Source organism: Thalassotalea litorea, assembly GCF_043642205.1.
Taxonomy (GTDB): Bacteria; Pseudomonadota; Gammaproteobacteria; order Enterobacterales; family Alteromonadaceae; genus Thalassotalea_A; species Thalassotalea_A litorea.
On the sequence record NZ_JBHZSG010000014.1, the window covers coordinates 14,450 to 33,351 of the forward strand.

Consider the following 18,902-nt stretch of genomic DNA (forward strand, 5'->3'; position numbering starts at 1 on the left):
AAAGCATCTAAGTATGTTTTAAACGAAATTTAACGGTTTTAATTCGACCGAAGGATCGGCAAGTTTCTGTTTATTCAAAGTTTCTTTAGCCTTAATAAACTTTGTACCTAATACATAGGCTTTCGAACTATTCACCGCATCAACTGCCAGCAGTTCCTCGCCTTTGAAATACCATAGCGAGCGTTTACTCACATTGTTTAGGACAATGTCATCTCCACCTTCATCTTGGGCTTCAACGCGAACAATCACGTCATCGTAGCCTTCACCAAGACCTACCATCTGTAATTTAACGTCATATTGATCCGACCAAAACCAGGGTAGCGCATCGTATTCAGCGTCTTTACCACAAATAGATTTGGCGGCAACTTTTGCCTGTTCAACGGCGTTTTGCACCGATTCAAGGCGCAGAAAACGTTGATAATGGGGATTGAAGTGATAACTGCAATCACCAATCGCATAGATATTATCAAAGCTGGTTTTAGCGCTGCTATCTACCTTGATACCACCATGTTCAATGTTAAGACCTACAGCAGCGGCAAGCTCGCTATTTACCCGAATACCAACACCGACAATAATAATATCGGCTGCAAATTGGCTGCCATCTGCACAAATGATCTGATTTGGGATTTGATTACAACCGTTGTCGTCGGTAGTTATTTTTACTACGTCTTTATCGGTTAGCACCTCGACACCATGTTGCTGATGAAGCTCGGTGAAAAATGCCGATAATTGTGGCGATGTTACTCGCGCTAGGATACGACTTTCCCGCTCCAACACGGTTACCTCATGCCCCAGTTTTCGTAATGATGCTGCGGTTTCCAGCCCGATGTAGCCGCCACCTATGATCACCACGTTTTTATTACCATTTGTCAGGGCTGTCTTGATGTCGATGACGTCAGTGGCCGTTCTTAGTGGAAACAGATTTTTGGCGTCCTGCAAACCATCAATCGGTGGCATAAAGGGCCGTGCCCCGGTTGCCAATACCAGCTTTGTGAAGCTGAGTGTTTCACCGTTAGTCAGGGTTAGTTGCTGCGCGTCAGCATCGATGCTTTCGACCCGAATCCCCAACATTAATTCGACGTCGTTTTTCTCATAACTGGCAATAGGTTTTAACTGGATTTTTTCAATCGGTGCACGACCATCAACCGGCGTTTCAGTTAAAAAGCCTTTTGATAACGGTGGACGGTGATAAGGCAGATGCGGATCTGCATCAATTAATTTGATAGACCCTTGCCAGCCTTCTTTGCGCAACGCAAAAGCCAGATTCACCCCCGCGTGACTGGCGCCAATAATGACACAACAATGAGATTGATTCATGATATGGCTAGCCAGAATTAATGCGCAACATTCAGTGTGATGCCATCGATATCATCACTGATTTCAATCTGACAACACAAACGACTGCGCTCATTAACGTTATCATCCAGCTCCAGCATATCCTGCTCAATTTCTCCAGCAGGACCGACTTTAGCCATATCTTCGCTGGCAACATGCACATGACAGGTTGCACAAGAGCAGACGCCACCACAATCACCGTCGATACCTTCGACACCATTTTCTACCGCCAGCTCCATTACTGAGCCAGACTCACCTTCAACTTCAATCTTTTCATTGTCAGAGGTAATAAAGGTTATTTTTGCCATTTTATTTGTCTCTCTTATATTAACGGAACGAAACGGTTAGCTGTTCAAAGCCAACCTTGCGCTGAAATTCCTGCCAATCTTCGATATTGTCCTGATGATCGAGAATATCGATATTTTTAACTTTAGCCGATAAAGACGTGAGAAGAATATTCATGATTTGTCGTGCATGGGTAGCGCCAAGACAATTGTGGGTGGCAAAACCAAATCCTACATGCGGATTAATTTTGCGATCAAGTACTACTTCATTGGCATTTTCAAATACCCGCTCGTCTCGGTTTGCCGATGCCCAACACAAGGAAATTCTCGAATTTGCTTTAACGGCGTGCTCACATACCTGAGTATCTTCGGTCACTACCCGCCCCATGTGAGTAAGCGGTGAAAAGTAACGAATTAATTCTTCAACCGCTTTACCGGTGATCTCTGGCTCATTTTGTAAACGGTTAAGAGACTCTGGGTTTTCGGCAAAATAGGCGATGGAATTAGTAACCGCATTGATAACCGTATCGCGGCCACCAGCAAAGGTCAGGATCATTACCCCCTTAACTTCTTCTTTGCTGAGTTTTCGACCATTCACTTCACTGTTAAGCAATACCGAATATAAATCTTCACCAGGATTGGCTATCGCTTTATCAATCTGTTGATCGATATAGTCATAAAGGATATTGGCCTTGTCAGCGTCCAGGGCGGTATCGTCGCTGCGAAATACATGAGTACCCCAGTTAATCCAAACCTGGGCTTCCTCATAAGGAATGTTAAGCAGTAAGGTTAATGCCCGGGATTGAAGTTTCAGGGAAAAATCGGCAACCACTTCAACACTGTCTTTTGCCAACACTTCGTCAATTAGCTCATCAATGATGGCTTTTAAGCTTGCCTGATAGTCGGCCTCTAGTGGACGCTTAAACCAAGGCTCTACAATAGCTCGGTAATTTGCATGTTCAGGGGGATCGACTTCAAATGGAATTTGTCGAGTATCACGAATAGCAACTTCTGAGGGAACAACGATACGCCCGACTTCCTCGCCACCACTTTGAAAGGTTTTCCAGTTGTGGGCACATTTGCGGACATCTTTTAATCCCAGAACCATAGTCACGGGATCGTTTTGATCATCTACGGTGCCGAAACCTTTACCGTTTCGGGCCTCTTGAAACGCATCGGGTAACACGCTCTTACTCATTGCTATCCCCTTAATATTAATTCTTTACTCTTTGATAACGGGTTATCGTTTTCTATACCAATTCCATTGAGTTTTTGCACAACTCAGAGTTAGGGCAGAGGTTCAGTTACAACTTAGATTTCATTGATATAGTCATTCTATATTAATGAAATATAGGGCCGTAAATGGGCCTCTGATAAACTCCCTATGGGTGAGTTTTAAAGGCATTTATACCGTGTTACTGATTTTGACCAACTTTGACAATAGAGCTACCAATCTCTGCGATCAAAACCTTACCTAAAAGCCTTTAAAATCTCACTGAGTGGGAAAACACTTGCTGGACTTGGTATCATGCCTATAAACAACATAATATTGCTTCACTTTGAGCAAAAATACGTAATTAACTGGCAAAAGTAATATTAATTTGTCATCAAGGGATAGTTGGCCTGGCCGCACCAGCAGTTAGCTTTGAGTACTTATTTGAGCTAGCTGTCAGTGCGAGCCATGCGCGCCTTATTGCGTTTTCGCTATTCCTGCCAGGCAAGAATGGCATCGTCTTCCACTTTATCAAGTGGTCGATAGATCAACGAGTTTTCTTTGAAAGGTTTAGCACAGTCGGCACAATAGGCCGGGATCATCGCCCAGCGTGGTTCGCTGGATTTATTCTGATTGGATTTGTGCAATAGGTTACAGTGAAAGAACAAGGTATCACCGGGTTCAAGTTCAACTTTGACCAACTCATGGTGCTTCAATGCCTCTTCAACAAAAACCATATCCGCGCCTTTTTGATCGCCGGTTGCGTTATGATTAATGCGGCCAATATGGTGCGAACCTTTAAGCACTTCCAGGCAGCCATTTTCAACCGTTGCTTTGTTAATTGCGATCATGCAGCTGACAAGCTTCGGGTACAGATGATAATTATCGTTGGCCCAATAACCATAATCCTGATGCCATTCCCAGGCGCCGCCTACGAACGGCTCTTTCATCATGATTTTCGTGGTGGTATGGAATACCGGCTCGCCGAGAATTTTTTCACAGGAATCAGCAAGGCGGCGACCGCGAGAAAACATGCTGTAAAGGTCATCGCCCAAATCCTGCCAAAGGCTGACTTTACTGACAGTGCCGGAGGCATCCTTTTTATCCCAGGCGTTGGTATATAAATTTGCATCATTAAACGCCTTTTCCTGAAGGCGGGCAATTTCCTGCGGACTGTAAAATCCCTTTGCGATCACGTATCCGTCGCGATGAAAGTCCTGTACTTGCTGATCACTTAAGATGCGGCTGCTGCCATTATTATTTGTCATCTTCACTCCCTCATTCTTTCAATTTATCGGTATTAGCATTGGTAATAGCACTGAAATGCGTTTTTATTACCGCAACGTCCAAGCGCTATTAATGACTGTGCAATCACCTTAATTGAGGAAAAAGCAACATTCAAATTTAAATGAAATATTTATATATGAATGATAAACTCGCTAGTTAATCGTCCAAAAAAACATCTTATAGGTTTGAACAGCGATGAAGGAATTATTGGTGAAACCGGTGCGCTACGCGGTTCCCGCTCTGGATAAAGCCCTTGATGTGTTGGAGTTTTTAGCTTCCCAGACACGTCCATTGACCCAGGCTGAAATCGCTCAGGGCTTAGGTCGCAGTGCCAATGAAATCTATCGAATTTTAGTGAACCTCGAGGGGCGTGGTTATCTGATCCGGGATGAAGTCAGTGGCGGTTATCGAATATCACTAAAGTTGTACAACCTCTCCCATGGTATTGAGCCAATTGCGCTAATTCGTCAGGTTGCCCTGCCACATATGGAAGATTTAGCCGTACAGCTCGGAGTTTCCTGTTATTTATCAATCCTATACCAAAGCCAGACCATGGTTCTTATACACGCAAATAGTCCCTCGCCGGTGTCGTTAAATGTTCGCGAAGGTTCGTTATTCTCTACCCTAAATTCCGTACCCGGAAACGTCTTGCTTGCTCACAGTAATGAGGAAGTAAAGTCGATGATTCTTGCGCGCGAGGCAAGCTATGAAACCTATAGCGACAAACAGAAACACTCTTTGAACAAGCGTTGGCAAGCTATCGCTGAAACCGGCATTTACAGTGCCAGTAGCGAGCTTGCCGATGGCGTTTACGAGTACTCAGCGATAGTTGGCGCGGTTGCGGATAAAGTCATTGCGGCATTAACTATTCCGAGCCTGAGTACCACGTTAATCAAAAACCTGGATAAAGACAGCGTTGAAGCACAGGTAAAACAAACGGCAGGTAAGATTGCGGCACAGTTGAGTAAAGGCTAGTTATGGAACGTCGTTTTTAGGAGAGGACTGCGTCGTAGAGGACTTCGTCGAGGGAGACGTTGTCGAGAGCCTAATATTTGTCATCCCGGCGTATGCCGGGATCTGGCTCTTTGGGTTAAAATTCGGGCCTACCTGAGCGGCTGCTCGTTCATTAAAGTCCTTGGCGGCTCCAATGTACAACTTAATATACCACTAGACTTCTGATAGTTGTGGTGACAATATCTTAGTTTTAATATCTCGAGACAAAGATTCATCAATAATATCCCGACTTTTGTAGTGAATCCTCGGGTAATCAGCCCTAAATTGCCAGGATAGAATATTTAAAATTGAAGTAGCAACATCAATATAGTTTTTCATAAATTCATCAGACGCTTTTTTCTCAAAATAAGGGAAATAGCCAAGAGCGCCTATGTTCTGCATATTTGACTCCGTTGCCGTATGGACCGAAGCACAAAGGTTAGAATACAGGCATTTAAGCTTACTGTACTTTTCCTTAATTTCTTCAGTATTAAATACTTCTGCATCTTCAGCCTTATCAATGACTTCGTAAGTATTTTTAATAGTTATAATATTAGGGTGAACAGTACTTCCAATCGCTTTTAAAAAATTTTCTATAGCGCTTCTTAAAATTTGATCACTTCCTTTGTAGCATCCATGAAGAGAAACAAATAAAGAACTTCCCAGTTCGGAAATGGACTCTCCCAGGTATTTTCCGAAAGTTGAATCCAAATTATCTTTTAAAGGCGCAAGTCCCTTGCAAACCGCGTGAAGCTCTAAAATTGAAAAATATATCTTGTGAGTTCTTTTTAAATTATTGAAGTATTCTAAATTGTCATGTTTTGGTAACTCATAACCAACCACGAACTCTTTCAAGCACTCAAAGTCTTCCTTAATTGATTTTGGGGGCATATAAATTTACCTTGCAGAAAGCTCGTTGATTACGAAATTCCAATTGAAATCACTTCCGTCTTTAGTTCGTAAAATTTGCTTTGTCCTTTCTTTATTTCCGGCTAAAACAGATAAAGCCCTAACTAATACATCAAGTCCTTCATCATCTAATTCCACAGTCGAGCAAATAACTCTACCTATCACATCAGCTCTTGAGCTACGCCCAAATCTTTTTAATTCAATACCTAGCACACTTTTTGAAAAGTCAGCAATATCCTGATTTCGTTTGAAAAGCTCGGTATCAAGAAATAGCGCAGGTAGAGCTCCAATTAGAAAATGTTTATTAGGGTTTTCGGACTCGTAATTTCCAACGGCATCCTTAGCATCAGACTTATCATCTGAAGCACTTTTTATTAAATACGCGACATTTTTAAAGTCTACTTTCGAGTAGCTATCCATTAACCAAGAGAATTCCTCCAAGAAACGTAACAGCGACCTTAGTTCTTTTTCATTCTTCACAACTATTCCTCCAGCCCTAAATGTTGCAATGCTTCTCTAGTTATATCGGCTATGGCCATCTTTGATTTTGGATCATTGGTATCCAAAACTAATTTTTGACTCCCTTGTAGCCGAGCGACTTCTGTTCGCTTCAATAACGATTTATTAAAACGCTTACCTTTCCAAAAGTCAGCCGAGTCAAGGTAGTGTACCGCATTTTTATAAACAGTTTCTCTTTCATCTGCGATTGTTAGAACGACCCCAAGGCATTCTAATGCAAGGGAATAATTTTCCTTAACTCGATTTATTACATTTCTCAAAAGATCAATGCCTGTAACAGATAAGGGTTCGGGTTTAACTGGAACGAGATAGTAATCCGATGCTATCAAAGCTGCAGACATCCATGTAGATGGAGTAGGTGGAGTATCGATAATGACAATGTCAAACAGTTCAGAATCTTTAATTGTGTTTATATACCTTTTAAGACGATGTTCTCTTCCTTGACCTGCGGACATATCTAATCGATATAGGTCAAGTGCTCCGGGCAATAAATACATGTTACTGTTAAGTTTCATAGGAAGAACCTGTTCTAACTCAACTGGTTCGATCGGAGATTCACCGTTAACCGAGCTGGCCTGCACTCGAGGTGTATCGTCAAAAACATCAACAATTGTATGCCCACCAGTTTCTATGTGCTTAACGTAATCAGTACCATGAACTAATGCCTGAGTTGCATTAAATTGAGGGTCTAAATCTATGATTAAAACTTTGAGCTCGTGTCTTCTAGACATGCAGTCTGCAACATTGATCGACAACGTTGTTTTTGCAACGCCACCTTTCATATTTACAAAACTTACTACTTTCATATATTTTTCATTCCTTTAAAACTAAACTCTATTTTGCAGTCGAACGTCTCATAAAGCATTAAAAAACAATAATATATTGACTACATATTATTGAATCAATTGCATCAAACTGGTTGAAATTTTTACTCTGGGTTTTAGAGCTGTTGCATTGGTAGCTTACATCTAAAAAACACGGAGACATTTAACAATTTATAGTGAAGACCACTCGGGTAGCACCTTCTACTCCGGCCCATAAATTACCAGAAAACAGATAAACATCAATACCTTAAAAATGATAATGTGCTCATATGCCTAATTCCTTCAGATATCACTATGAAGACCAAGCATTGTAGCTATAAAGCCCTTGCCTTCCTTAATTCACTCGAGAAACCAAAAAATAAAGTCACAGTACACTAAAGGAGATCCCACTCAAAAACATAGTGGGATGACGGCGTATATTTATAAGAAAATGAAAAAGTCGAAGACTAATCAAGGGGTCAGAGTCGTTGATTTTCAACAACTCTGACCCCTTGATGTGCACTAGGCCGTATTTTGAAACGTCCCGGCATCGAGAATCTGTTTACGTGGTTTGAATTTGCAGATGTAATTCCAGTTCCAGCTTGGGTCGTATTTGTGGCATAAGCCCCAATCCAGGCCAGGTTCTGGTAACTCTTGTTCCGGGCGAAATAATCCCATTGCCTCTGGGCCACCTTTGATATGGGCTTTGATCTCAAAATTAATGCCGTCTTTGGCAAACTGAATGGTGTTTTTCTCAGGGCCGTCGGTAGTTAACATGGTGGCAATACCACCTTGGTAATTCCAGACCACCACTTCATGGCCACTATTGGAAATCGGGTTGTATTCTGATTTTACATAAGGGCCATGAATATCATCGGCGATGGCGACACCATGTTTGATTTCCCTGCCACCAAAATTCATGGTTTCGCCCATGGTTTCGCCTTTGTAATACAGATAAAACTTATCGTTAAAGAACAAAATGCACGGATCATGAACCTTATGACTATCAAAGCTCCCCTTCTCATAGACGTGAAAACGATTATCTTCATCACCTTTCCAGGAACCGTCTTTTGATGGTGATAAAATAGGGCCCGGTGATTTTTTCCAGGGACCAAACGGCGAGTCGGCTTCAGCTAGCGCAATTTCTTCATACTGACGATTGGTATAAGGATATTGAACCGTTTGATAAACCAGATAATATTTACCGTCATGATCCAAAATTTCCGGCGTAAACACTGCACGGTCGTCATAACTTCCTGCAGGTCCGCGACTAATGGCTACGCCCTGCTCTTCCCAGGTTTCAGTATCCGTTGATGTCGCATGCCAGACTTCGGTTAAATCCCATGGGAAGACTTTATCGTCCGGGTTTGCACTACCAAAACCTACGGTTTCACCACTGCCTTTGGTATACCAGCAATGGTACAGGCCGTCGACCAAAATCACTGAAGTAGGATCGCGACGGATCACCCCTTCTTCAAATGCGAAATCGCCCTTTAACGGACTAATATCAAATTCGGTAAGCCACTCAGGTCCTTTTTGATCGTAACCGCGCTCAATGGCACGTTGACTGGCGAGGCTTAATTTGTTTTCAGACATAAATCATCTCTCTAGCAATAATGACTTTTCCCATTAATTTGCCACCAATTGTGCTTCAATTTCTTCAATGGTTTTGTGTTTTGTCTCTGGCAACAGTTTGTATAAGCAGATAAAGCCAACAACACCACTGACGGCATAAAACATAAATACATCGGCGGCACCAACATTATTCAATAGCCATGGGAAAAACTGTTGTACGAAATAGCTGACCATAGAACTGATAAAGGCAAAGACTGGTATCGCAACACCACGCACGCCGGTCGGGAAAATTTCAGAGAAAAGCACCCAGAGAATTGGCCCCAGTGAGTAGTGGAAAGCAATAATGAACAACATAATACCTGTCATCACGACAGCAACATTAATGTTGGTCGCACTTTGCAACAGAATGCTTTCTGCCGCTCGAAGCTCTGATTCTGACATAGTTTTGCGAAGCGCCGCTTTAAATTCTATATCTGTTTCAAAGGTGATATCCGCCATATGGGATATTCCTTCAATACCATGCTCATTTTTTACTTCTATGATTTGTTCTGATGTCAGCTGATAAGTCGCTTGTTTAAAGCCGATATGGCAGACAAATAAACTGATACTGGCCAAGATTAACCCAGACATCAGCAACGGTCTGCGACCCACTTTATCGATTAATAATATCGCGACGATGGTAAAGGCAACGCCGACCACACCAACGACTACGGCATTTAAAAATGCGGCATCGGTACCCACGCCAATTTGTTCAAATACTGTGGGCGCATAGAATAAAATGGCATTGATGCCTGTGGCTTGTTGGACAATCGCAATGGTCAGAGCAACGATAACGGCTTTTCTGAGTTTGGTTGAAAATAGTGCCTTAAACGAGGCAATAAAGGATTTACTGGCAGGGTCGATTTCCAGACTGTGTTTAACCTGTGCCACTTCTTCTTCCGGTGATAAATCATGATCAAAACTGGCAATGATTTCTTTCGCTTCCGCTTCCTGGCCTTTCATAATTAACCAGCGAGGGCTCTTTGGGATCTTAAATAATAATACGAACCAAATGATTGCCGGAATAATTTCGACGCCCAGCATCCAGCGCCAGGTTTGTGTATCAATGGCTAAGCTAGACACCCAGGTTAAATCCGACTGGGATAACATTAAAATCCCGTAGTTAATAAAATATGCAGCCGAGAAACCAACAACGATGCTGACCTGTACAATCGATACCAATTTCCCGCGGATTTTCGATGGGGCGATTTCGCCAATGTACATGGCAGCGACCGATAATGAGGTAAACGCAAAACCTCCGACAAAGCGGGCGACTACTAGGGTTTCATAGTTTGGTGCAAATGTAGACGCTATTGCCGAGAATATATAAATAAAAGAGATGCCGATTAAGGTTTTTTTGCGGCCAATTTGATCACAAATATAACCGGTGATCATCAGCGCAAACAACACCGCCAGACCAGGCGCACTCACCATGGCCCCTACTTCCATATCCGAGAGTGAAAATTCCTTCGCTACAAACTTAATCGTTCCAGAAATTAATGCGGCGTCCAATCCCAGAATAAATGCCCCAAACGCCACCACCATGGCACAAAAGTAGACACTATGGCTTACTGATTTCATATTCTTCCCCAAATAAAACCGTGTTTATTGTTTTTAAATTACGGTACTTCTTCTAATTAGCTCTGATGTTACCTTAACCACGCCACATTGTTAACAATTAAATATATTCAATTATTGCATTTATTACAGTTCTAGCCACAACTCAAAGGATTTTCGGTTTGCACTACCCTGACGTTATTGATTTCAAGATCCATTTTACCCCCGGTATAAAGCATAAATGGCGAGGTTACTTTACTTAAATCAAAGTCAGCGCGTTTAAAACAACTTAACGGAATTGGTAACATGGCCCACTCCCCTTTAGGCAAGCGTTTAAGGGCATTTTTCAATGGAAAACTACTACGACATTGCCAGTCCCAGTTACATTCCATGGTAAAATCAACATTTTTATTCGGGGCATTATTGACTTTAATGTCGATCAAAAGAACCCCTCTGTCTTGATAAGGCAGTAAATTTGCAAACCTTTGCGTATTAATGATGTTGGCGGTCATCACGTTTTTATCTTCCGTGCCCCACTCATTTTTAACCCCTTTAGGTTTCCAGGTTAGCCGCACGGCATCTCCTTCAACATTACGAGTCGCCTTCTGCGCTTTTAAACTCCCTTTGGCCGTTTTACCAGACTGATTTTCCAGGGCAACCTGGCCAAATTGCAGGCTAAACTGCCATGGCGTGTTAGACTGTCCAGCAATAAAGTAATCTGTGGTCTGGTTCAGGTTTTGCGGTTGCTGTTGCTGTTGTTGCTGCGCCTTAGTAACCGAGGTACTTAGCAAAAAAATAGTCGTACCAATAAGAATACGAACCAAGCGGTCAACGTTGCGCATTGTCATTTTTTTAATAATCATACGTTTGCTCTTCTATTATTGATGTTTTAACAATAGGTGGTGGTCTTACGCCAGGTGAGCCATGAAAACGTCATGCCATTGACGATTGCGTGGCAAACCCGATTGTAATTGTAATTGGTTGTGTTTAGTCGTCTCGATTTGCGCGAGCAATTGCTGGACTCTGTCCTGAGGGAGAGATTGCAGTAACTGTGTTGGATAACCGCTACCATACAGCACATATTGATAGCTGGCTGCCTGAAAAATCTCACCATTGCGGTCAAAATCCAATAACGATGGCACCCGATGACGCCACAACTGTAAAAGCTCTTTAAGACGTTCTGGTATTGTTTGTGGGTCGCGATGATCCAGCCAAAAACGCGATTGTCGTTCACTTAACACATAATGCAGTTTCAAAAATTCAATCACGCGTTGCCAGCGATAATGAAAGGTCTGATTGAAACGCTTGGCAATAATTGGCATTTCCGACTGAACAACGGGCAATTGTTCGGCCAGCATATTTGCCGAGAGTTCGATCATCACCAAAGCCGATGCTTCCAACGGTTCAATAAAGCCGGCAGACAATCCGATTGCCAGACAGTTGCCTAGCCAAAACTGCTCTTTGTAACCGGGATTAAAGGCTATCTCGCGTATCTCATATGACGAGCTAGACATCGAGCTGAAAGACGAACGTATATATTGTTCCAGCACACCTAATGCGTCTGCCGATTCCATATGTCTTGATGAATAAACATGACCGATTCCCCGTCGTTGCGGTACCGGTATGTCCCAAATCCATCCACTTGTTTGCGCGCTGGCACGGGTAACTGAGGCGATTGGTGATTGTTGTTCTGGGATTTGCGCCGTTAGTGCCCGGTCACAAAACAAAGTATCACTGACATCAATATTTTTGACCGACAGAGCCTGCCCCAATAACAACGCTTTTATGCCGGAGCAATCAATAAACAAATCTGCATGAAGTTGTTCATCAGTGTCGGTATCTAACGACGTGATGTTTTTCTCTGCGCCTACATTGACTTTTTTAATGTTGGCGATCCGATGCTCCACCCCGAGTTTGCCCATACAATGATGTTTGAGATATTTGGCAAATGCCCTGGCATCGAGGTGATAGCCATAATTTAAATACGCATCATAACTGCCCTGGCGCGTCGTTTTAGGTGCTAAACCGAGCGCACAGGTAGCATGTTGAATGCTTATATATTGGCTAAATGGCTGAGCTGTCTTTTGCTGTAACCAAAGCCGCGACAAATCGCCTTCGACAGCGCCAGGCGGCACATCAAAAGGGTGTAAATAAGAGGACTCGGTATGTTCGCTATGCCAGTTAATAAATTGCGAACCTTGTTTAAAGGACATTGGAACATGGCGAAAAAGATCCCGCTCGTCAATGCCAAGCTTTTGCATCGTATCCGGCATAGTCGGCCAGGTACCTTCACCGACGCCAATTGTTGCGATGTCAGCGGATTCCACCAGGGTGATGGTTAATTGCTTTTGGCGAATGCGCTGTTGATGGGTCGCAGCTAATATACCAGCGGTCAACCAACCGGCGCTACCACCGCCAACGATGAGAATGGACTGAATGGGTGTATTATTCATTTACATCACTATTGGTTTATTTGTTATCTAAATTGATAAAAAAAGCCCTAAGCGTGCAGCATAGGGCTTTTCAATTTAATGCCAGCTTGCACAACCTTGCCAAAACAAAGGGGAGAGTGCAAGTCGGCTTAACGCTTGGTTATTCAACTTCGATTAACTGCACGTCATCAACAATAAAGTCACCATTGCCGCTCCAAAGACTTGGTTTGAACTGAATGGTTACACCGCGTTCACTCCAGTCTGTGATGCTGTTGTAGGCGTCAACATTAATGAATTGTTCAATCACAAACACTTCATCTAATGGATGATTCACCATATTGCGAGAACGTGGTTGGATTTGTGATTGCAGATCATCACCAAAGACCGACGTTGCTTCACCTTCATTGGTGTCAAACAGGTTCAGCGTGATAGGACTAAATCCATTCCCGTCATGTTTTTTGGCAACCACGATGAGGCGCAACAGATACTTTTTACCATTTTCAATGGTGCCTTTAGGCAACGCAAGGTTCGCTGCAGCCCAGCCGGTAGCACGTAGACTGTGTAAGCCGTTAATTGGCGTTACCGATTCAATCGCAATATTACCGCCGGTCCAATCGCCTAATGTACCGTCTTCAAAATTAACGTTGTTGCTACCTGATTGATAAACCGCATTGTTGACCGGATCCGAAGAGAATCGACCAGCAAAAACATCATCAAGGCTAATCAAAGACGTACCTAACGTCAGTTCACGTGAGCTGGTGGTATCATCGCTTGCCAGCACGAATGACGTAACATTGGTGTTATGCTCTTTCCAAGGAACTTCAGCGCCACCAACAAATGGAGGATGGAATCCCCAGGTTTGATAAACCGGTACTTCGCCACCGTTAATCCAAGCACTATAGCGGCCCCAGTTACCGATGCGATCGGTCTGGCGTACGTAATAAGCACCACCTGTTTGCACATCAAAGCTTTGCTTGATGGTTGTTTCACCGGACGCTTCTAAGTGATACGCTCCCTCGTATGCTTCATCGCTAGCGACAACGTCAACTAAACTTGAATCCGCAACTGTCCAGCCGGTTAAATCTCCGGACTCAAAACCACCATTGGTTAACAGACTTGTTGGCTCTTGACGGGTAAAGTTGATTACAAAGCTGCTCTCAACTACATGCCCGGCAGTTTCACCTTCTTCCCCATCCGTCAGGTTAAAGCTGTATTCCCAACTTGCCATATCGCCGTTTGCTGCGACATACTTAGAAAAATCAACCGGGTCAATGACGAGTACGGAACCAGAAGACTTATTAAACATAAGTGCTGGACCGCCATCAACTGGTGTGATGCTATCTACATCGACAAGGATCGGATCGCCGTTCCATTCGACCGTGTATTTTTCATCAGCAAGATCGACAAAAACCATGTCATCATTGTTTGTCAGGTTGCCTTCATAAGTCATTACCACTTCTGGTGGCAATGGCTCTGGACGGACACCACGAATGTTAATCGTCGCCTTGCGAGGTAAGCTGTGGTTATGATCTTCAACATTATAATTAAACATCAAAGAAACCGTTTCACCTAATGCAATTTGCTCACTGATACTGGCAATATCTAAGGTCAATACTGAGCCATCAAGACTATGAATATCGAACGTGTTCGCCGAATCGGCCGTAAAACCGGAAATCGACAGCGCTTCACCATCAGCATCAACCACGCCTTCAAGTAAATCGACAACGCCTTGCGCATCAAATTTGGTAAAACTTACCGTTAAATCTTCGAATACCGGGGCGAAATCTTCACCAATAACCGTAACTGAAATCGTACGCGGTACGGCGGCTGCGCCATCACTGATATTGTAAGTAAAATTAACCGTTAAGGTACCACCGGTATCTAGGTTTGGCGCGATTGCCGATGGACGAACACCTAATTTATTGCCTTCAAATTCAAATCCGGTCATATCTTCAGCATCAGAGCTAAAACCATCAATAAAAAGAATATCGCCATCCGGATCGAAGGCGATGCCTTCACCATTTTTCGCGCCATCCGGTGTACCAAGCAGGTAAAGAAATTCAAACGCATCGGCTTCGTTATATGTGCGAACAATATCGCCACCATGTTCCGGTGCAGCATTTACACCATCATCCGGTTTTACATAGTCATCATCACAGGCTCCAAGCATGGTCGTGAACGCCAGAGCCAACATCATTTTAGATTTTTGGAATGTCTTCATAATCAAACACCATTATTATTTTTAAAGACGGGACTGAATCCTCAGCCCCGTTTTAAAGGATTAAAAGTTAACGCGAACACCTAAACGATAAGTCGTACCGACCTTATAGTTACGATAGGTGCGAGATGTTGGCGCATCGCCTTCAAGCGGATTGCCTTCTTCCAAAGCGACAAAGTTATAACCTGAACCATCCCATTCACGCTCAACCGCGATTTCGCGACTGGTAAAATAGGTGCGGTATTCTTCATCCGTCAGGTTGATAGCCTGGAAAGTAAACATCACGTTTTCGTTAAACTGATAGCTCGCAGAAATATCTAAGGTTCCGCGACCTTCATTCCAAATAGAACCCTGGTTCCAGGTTCTGCCCTGCAAACCGGTATCATAATCGGTGCCTACCAGTGAATCACTGGTGCCACGATAACTGATACGGAATTGATGGCCATCCTGCTCCCAGAAAAGCGTTGCGTTATAGGTATGCTCCGGCGTGTCTGCTACCGGATAAGCCGGTAAATCCTTGGTCGGATCAATGCTAGATTTGTCGGCATCATACTCACTATCCTGATAGGTATAGTTCGCAGAGACACCTAAACCACTCCAGATTCCCGGTAAGAAATCGTAAGTCTGAATGTAGCCAAGTTCCAAACCTGTGATTCGAGCGCCTTTACCATTGATGATTTTGCTCACGCTATATTGCGCACACAAATCACGTAGGTCATCACTGAAACGATTTGGATCGGAAGGCCACCAGCCGTAATCGGCGGTTGCGCGAAGCGGCATACAGCCCTGCAACCCGTAATCACTGCTCTCATCCCCAGTTGCAAGAAGCGGTAAATCTTCCTGAGAAACCGGGCCATCTACCTCACGTAAGTCCATTAAGTAAGTCACCGCACTTTCGGTATCGGTGAAATTTTTCATGTCTTTGTGGAAGATAGCGGCACTTAGCATTGACGATTCATTGAAATACCATTCCAAAGAAAGATCTAAGTTATTAGACTCAAGTGGTTCAAGCTTAGTGTTATACATATCAAGGCGACTACCTGACTGAGGATTACCAGAACCCCAATAGCCGTTTTCGTTTAGCTGAAATCCCGGACGTAACTTGTCAATTTCAGGACGAGTCATGGTTTTTGAAACAGCCAGTCGACCAATCCACTCATCACTGAACGCATAGTTTAAGTTCAAGCTTGGTAGCCAGTTTTCATAAGAATGAGAACCGGTTGCCGCAAACGATTGCAACTCTTTATTCTGCGTAGATGTAAACGGAAACTGGTTCGCATTTAAGGTACTTAATGGCGTAGTGCCATCATACGTGATTGCAGAACCCCAACCGTGGTTACGAGTCGTAGATACATCGGCATAACGCCACATATTTAACCAGTTAAGCGCGATCCCTGGATCTGCAAGGCTTGGATCTTGCTGGAACGCTGCCCAGGCCGCATAATCGGGATCATGACAAGGCCCTTGATCTGGGATTGGTGTCCACTGTGATGGATCGGTACCACTGCTAGTATCATACCCTCGACCATCAACACGCTGATATTTTTTCTCATAACCTAGCGTTACAGCTGGGTCTGAAAATACCGGCGCTCGACAGGCTGGTAAACTGGTGTCGCGTAAATCGCGCAATTGTACTAGATCAAATTCACGTTCAAGGGTTTCGGTAAACTGCCAAAAATTTGCACCGGCATAACCCTCAGCATCAACATCTGTTTCAACGTAACGAATACCCACGTTACCGGTTAATCGACCATCAAAATATTCGAAGTTTGTCTTCAAATAAAATGCTGTTGTGTCAATATCGGTGATCCGGGATTCGGTGTTGTTCGGGGTACGAACAGTATCTTCAGAGTCCAACATAATGGATGCCGCATAAGCCGCATCTACCGGGATCCAGCCTTGGGTAGCGCCATTGCGGCCATAACCCAGGCTATCCATAAAGTCATCATAAGGAAGACCGCCATCTCGTGCGATTAAAGGCGCACGGATATCGAGCATTGAACCACCAGGTACGACAACCGGGTTACCATACTCATCTTCAATAACTTCAGAGGCAGTGACAGTATCAAATTGGTAGCTTTGATTATCGACGTCTTTGGTACGTTGGGTAACTTTGGCACCAAACTCTACCGAGGTAAGGCCGACAACATCTAAGTCATATTCAAAATCCAACTGAATATTGGCTAGCTCATCTTCGACGCTACGATCGGTTTCACGTAAAAATGCAAGATGCTGAACATCAACATCGGCCGGATTAAAACCGGTATAAACAGTATTATCTTCGTAACCTGGAACAAAAATCCCGGTATCCGGATCGACTTCGTTAACAATTTGGTCGCCCAAGTCTACAAAACTATCACCAAATACCATTTCACAACGGCCTGAGGTACAGTCATAACCTACTGGCTCAATCATTTCACCAGCATCGTAAAGTTTTACGGCAGGAACATTCGGAAAGTTTTGCAATGCAGCAAACGCACTTGGTAAAGAATCCGATTTACTTAAAGAATAACCAATTAACCCCGACATACGGAATTCATCAGTAATTTCCTGTTTAATATTTAGTGCTGCACTGAAGTTATCCGATTCGTCGCCACCGGTGCTGTTTTGAATATCACCAGCGCCAAAGCGGTTAACGAACTTTGTCAGTGTCGATGTGTCAGTATTTATGGTGTACCAATCCGCCTGAGGATCGGTAAAAGGCGCCGCTGGGCGCAAGGTACCTAGCGGTTGTTCACCTTCGACAAAATTGTTATTGCCAGGGAAACGACTTACCACCGCATCGTTATAGCGTTTTTGCTCAGCTTTGGTATAAGTCGCATCAAACATGATTTCAGTGCTATCCGTCGGTATCCACTGTAAACCTAAGTTAATACCCTGACGGTCATTGCTATTTTGATGCAATTCATAACGAGTACTTTGGTGCTGAATCGCTCTTACCGGACCGGCAATAACATTGCCATCCTGATCGCTGGCAACTTCGATATCTTTGGAAGCAACAAAGTTTTCAACACGATATTGATCTTTACGAAAGGTATTGGTTTCGTCATAAACAGAAAGTGCAATACCAAAGGTCTCATCTAAGAATTTTTCAGACAAAGCGAATTGAATTTTATAATCTTCTTCTTCGGCAAAATCATTGTAACGCCCTTGAAGAGTGAAACTGCGGATATCTTTGGCGACATCTAATGGACGCACCGATACCAGGTTAACATTCGCGCCAAGTGAACCTTCATCCTGATCGGCACTCGAGGTTTTAACAACTTCGAGTTTGGACAAAATATCGGATGAAAAGGAACTTAAATCAACCGCTTGGTTGAAATCAGTAGACGTTAATTGCTGACCATTGAGGGTAATATTGTTCTGGTTGGCGGATGCACCACGAACGGTTATTTGCGAACCTTCGCCATTGGCACCGGACACCACCGATACACCGGTTACTCGTCCAAGTGCGTCAGCGATGTTTTGGTCGGTGTTTTTGCCGATATCTTCGGCATTGATTGAATCAACAACCCCATCGGCAAAACGCTTATCATTGATAGATTTTTTCAGACTGCTTTTTAAGCCAGTCACTTCAATGACTTCAATTTCTTGTTCAGCTTTAGCTTGCTGCGTATCGGTTTCTTCCTGAGCGTAAACATTGGCACTCAGAACCGATAGGACTGCAGCATAGACAGCACTACGCTGAAACTTTTTACCTGTATCTCCCATCTCATTTCCCCATTAAGATTTTCAGTA

General features: G+C 43.5%; 14 protein-coding genes. 1 reads left to right on the forward strand and 13 read right to left on the reverse strand.

Features of this window, described 5'->3' with window-relative positions; translation table 11 throughout:
• Window positions 1-18: 18 nt before the first annotated feature.
• The 4 genes from ACHUFQ_RS08735 to ACHUFQ_RS08750 all read right to left on the reverse strand — a co-directional run bounded on the left by ACHUFQ_RS08735 (window position 19) and on the right by ACHUFQ_RS08750 (window position 4,100).
• Window positions 19-1,317, reverse strand: a complete 1,299-nt coding sequence (locus ACHUFQ_RS08735; protein ID WP_394174788.1) for an NAD(P)/FAD-dependent oxidoreductase — start codon at window positions 1,315-1,317, stop codon at window positions 19-21.
• A gap of 17 nt (window positions 1,318-1,334) precedes the next feature.
• Window positions 1,335-1,643, reverse strand: coding sequence for a 2Fe-2S iron-sulfur cluster-binding protein (locus ACHUFQ_RS08740; protein ID WP_394174789.1), 309 nt, complete (start codon window positions 1,641-1,643; stop codon window positions 1,335-1,337).
• Window positions 1,644-1,662: 19 nt separating this feature from the next.
• Window positions 1,663-2,817: a cytochrome P450 gene (locus ACHUFQ_RS08745; RefSeq protein ID WP_394174791.1), complete on the reverse strand. Its 1,155-nt coding sequence runs from the start codon at window positions 2,815-2,817 to the stop codon at window positions 1,663-1,665.
• 506 nt (window positions 2,818-3,323) lie between these two features.
• The gene (locus ACHUFQ_RS08750) at window positions 3,324-4,100 is read right to left on the reverse strand and encodes a phytanoyl-CoA dioxygenase family protein (protein ID WP_394174793.1); all 777 of its coding nucleotides are present in this window, start codon (window positions 4,098-4,100) and stop codon (window positions 3,324-3,326) included.
• Between the two features lie 214 nt (window positions 4,101-4,314).
• Here ACHUFQ_RS08750 and ACHUFQ_RS08755 point away from each other — a divergent pair, with 214 nt between their 5' ends.
• Window positions 4,315-5,094, forward strand: coding sequence for an IclR family transcriptional regulator (locus ACHUFQ_RS08755; protein ID WP_394174795.1), 780 nt, complete (start codon window positions 4,315-4,317; stop codon window positions 5,092-5,094).
• A 192-nt stretch (window positions 5,095-5,286) separates the two neighbouring features.
• Here ACHUFQ_RS08755 and ACHUFQ_RS08760 read toward each other — a convergent pair whose 3' ends face one another.
• The 9 genes from ACHUFQ_RS08760 to ACHUFQ_RS08800 form a co-directional block, all read right to left on the reverse strand.
• Entirely contained in the window at window positions 5,287-6,003 is a 717-nt protein-coding gene (locus tag ACHUFQ_RS08760; RefSeq protein WP_394174797.1) for a hypothetical protein, read from the reverse strand.
• Between the two features lie 6 nt (window positions 6,004-6,009).
• Window positions 6,010-6,501 carry a hypothetical protein gene (locus ACHUFQ_RS08765; RefSeq protein ID WP_394174799.1) on the reverse strand — a complete coding sequence of 164 codons (492 nt, stop codon included), beginning with the start codon at window positions 6,499-6,501 and terminating at the stop codon, window positions 6,010-6,012.
• A gap of 2 nt (window positions 6,502-6,503) precedes the next feature.
• Complete coding sequence (locus tag ACHUFQ_RS08770; RefSeq protein WP_394174801.1) at window positions 6,504-7,346, reverse strand: ParA family protein; 843 nt, start codon at window positions 7,344-7,346, stop codon at window positions 6,504-6,506.
• 519 nt (window positions 7,347-7,865) lie between these two features.
• Window positions 7,866-8,939: a glycoside hydrolase family 117 protein gene (locus tag ACHUFQ_RS08775; RefSeq protein ID WP_394174803.1), complete on the reverse strand. Its 1,074-nt coding sequence runs from the start codon at window positions 8,937-8,939 to the stop codon at window positions 7,866-7,868.
• A gap of 33 nt (window positions 8,940-8,972) precedes the next feature.
• Window positions 8,973-10,538 carry a sugar porter family MFS transporter gene (locus ACHUFQ_RS08780; RefSeq protein ID WP_394174805.1) on the reverse strand — a complete coding sequence of 522 codons (1,566 nt, stop codon included), beginning with the start codon at window positions 10,536-10,538 and terminating at the stop codon, window positions 8,973-8,975.
• Between the two features lie 131 nt (window positions 10,539-10,669).
• Entirely contained in the window at window positions 10,670-11,377 is a 708-nt protein-coding gene (locus tag ACHUFQ_RS08785; protein ID WP_394174807.1) for a putative glycoside hydrolase, read from the reverse strand.
• 45 nt (window positions 11,378-11,422) lie between these two features.
• Window positions 11,423-12,967 carry a tryptophan halogenase family protein gene (locus ACHUFQ_RS08790; protein WP_394174809.1) on the reverse strand — a complete coding sequence of 515 codons (1,545 nt, stop codon included), beginning with the start codon at window positions 12,965-12,967 and terminating at the stop codon, window positions 11,423-11,425.
• Between the two features lie 139 nt (window positions 12,968-13,106).
• Window positions 13,107-15,167 (reverse strand): carbohydrate binding domain-containing protein, encoded by a 2,061-nt coding sequence (locus ACHUFQ_RS08795; protein ID WP_394174811.1) that lies wholly within the window; start codon window positions 15,165-15,167, stop codon window positions 13,107-13,109.
• A gap of 60 nt (window positions 15,168-15,227) precedes the next feature.
• Window positions 15,228-18,875: a TonB-dependent receptor gene (locus tag ACHUFQ_RS08800; protein WP_394174813.1), complete on the reverse strand. Its 3,648-nt coding sequence runs from the start codon at window positions 18,873-18,875 to the stop codon at window positions 15,228-15,230.
• Between the last annotated feature and the right edge of the window lie 27 nt (window positions 18,876-18,902).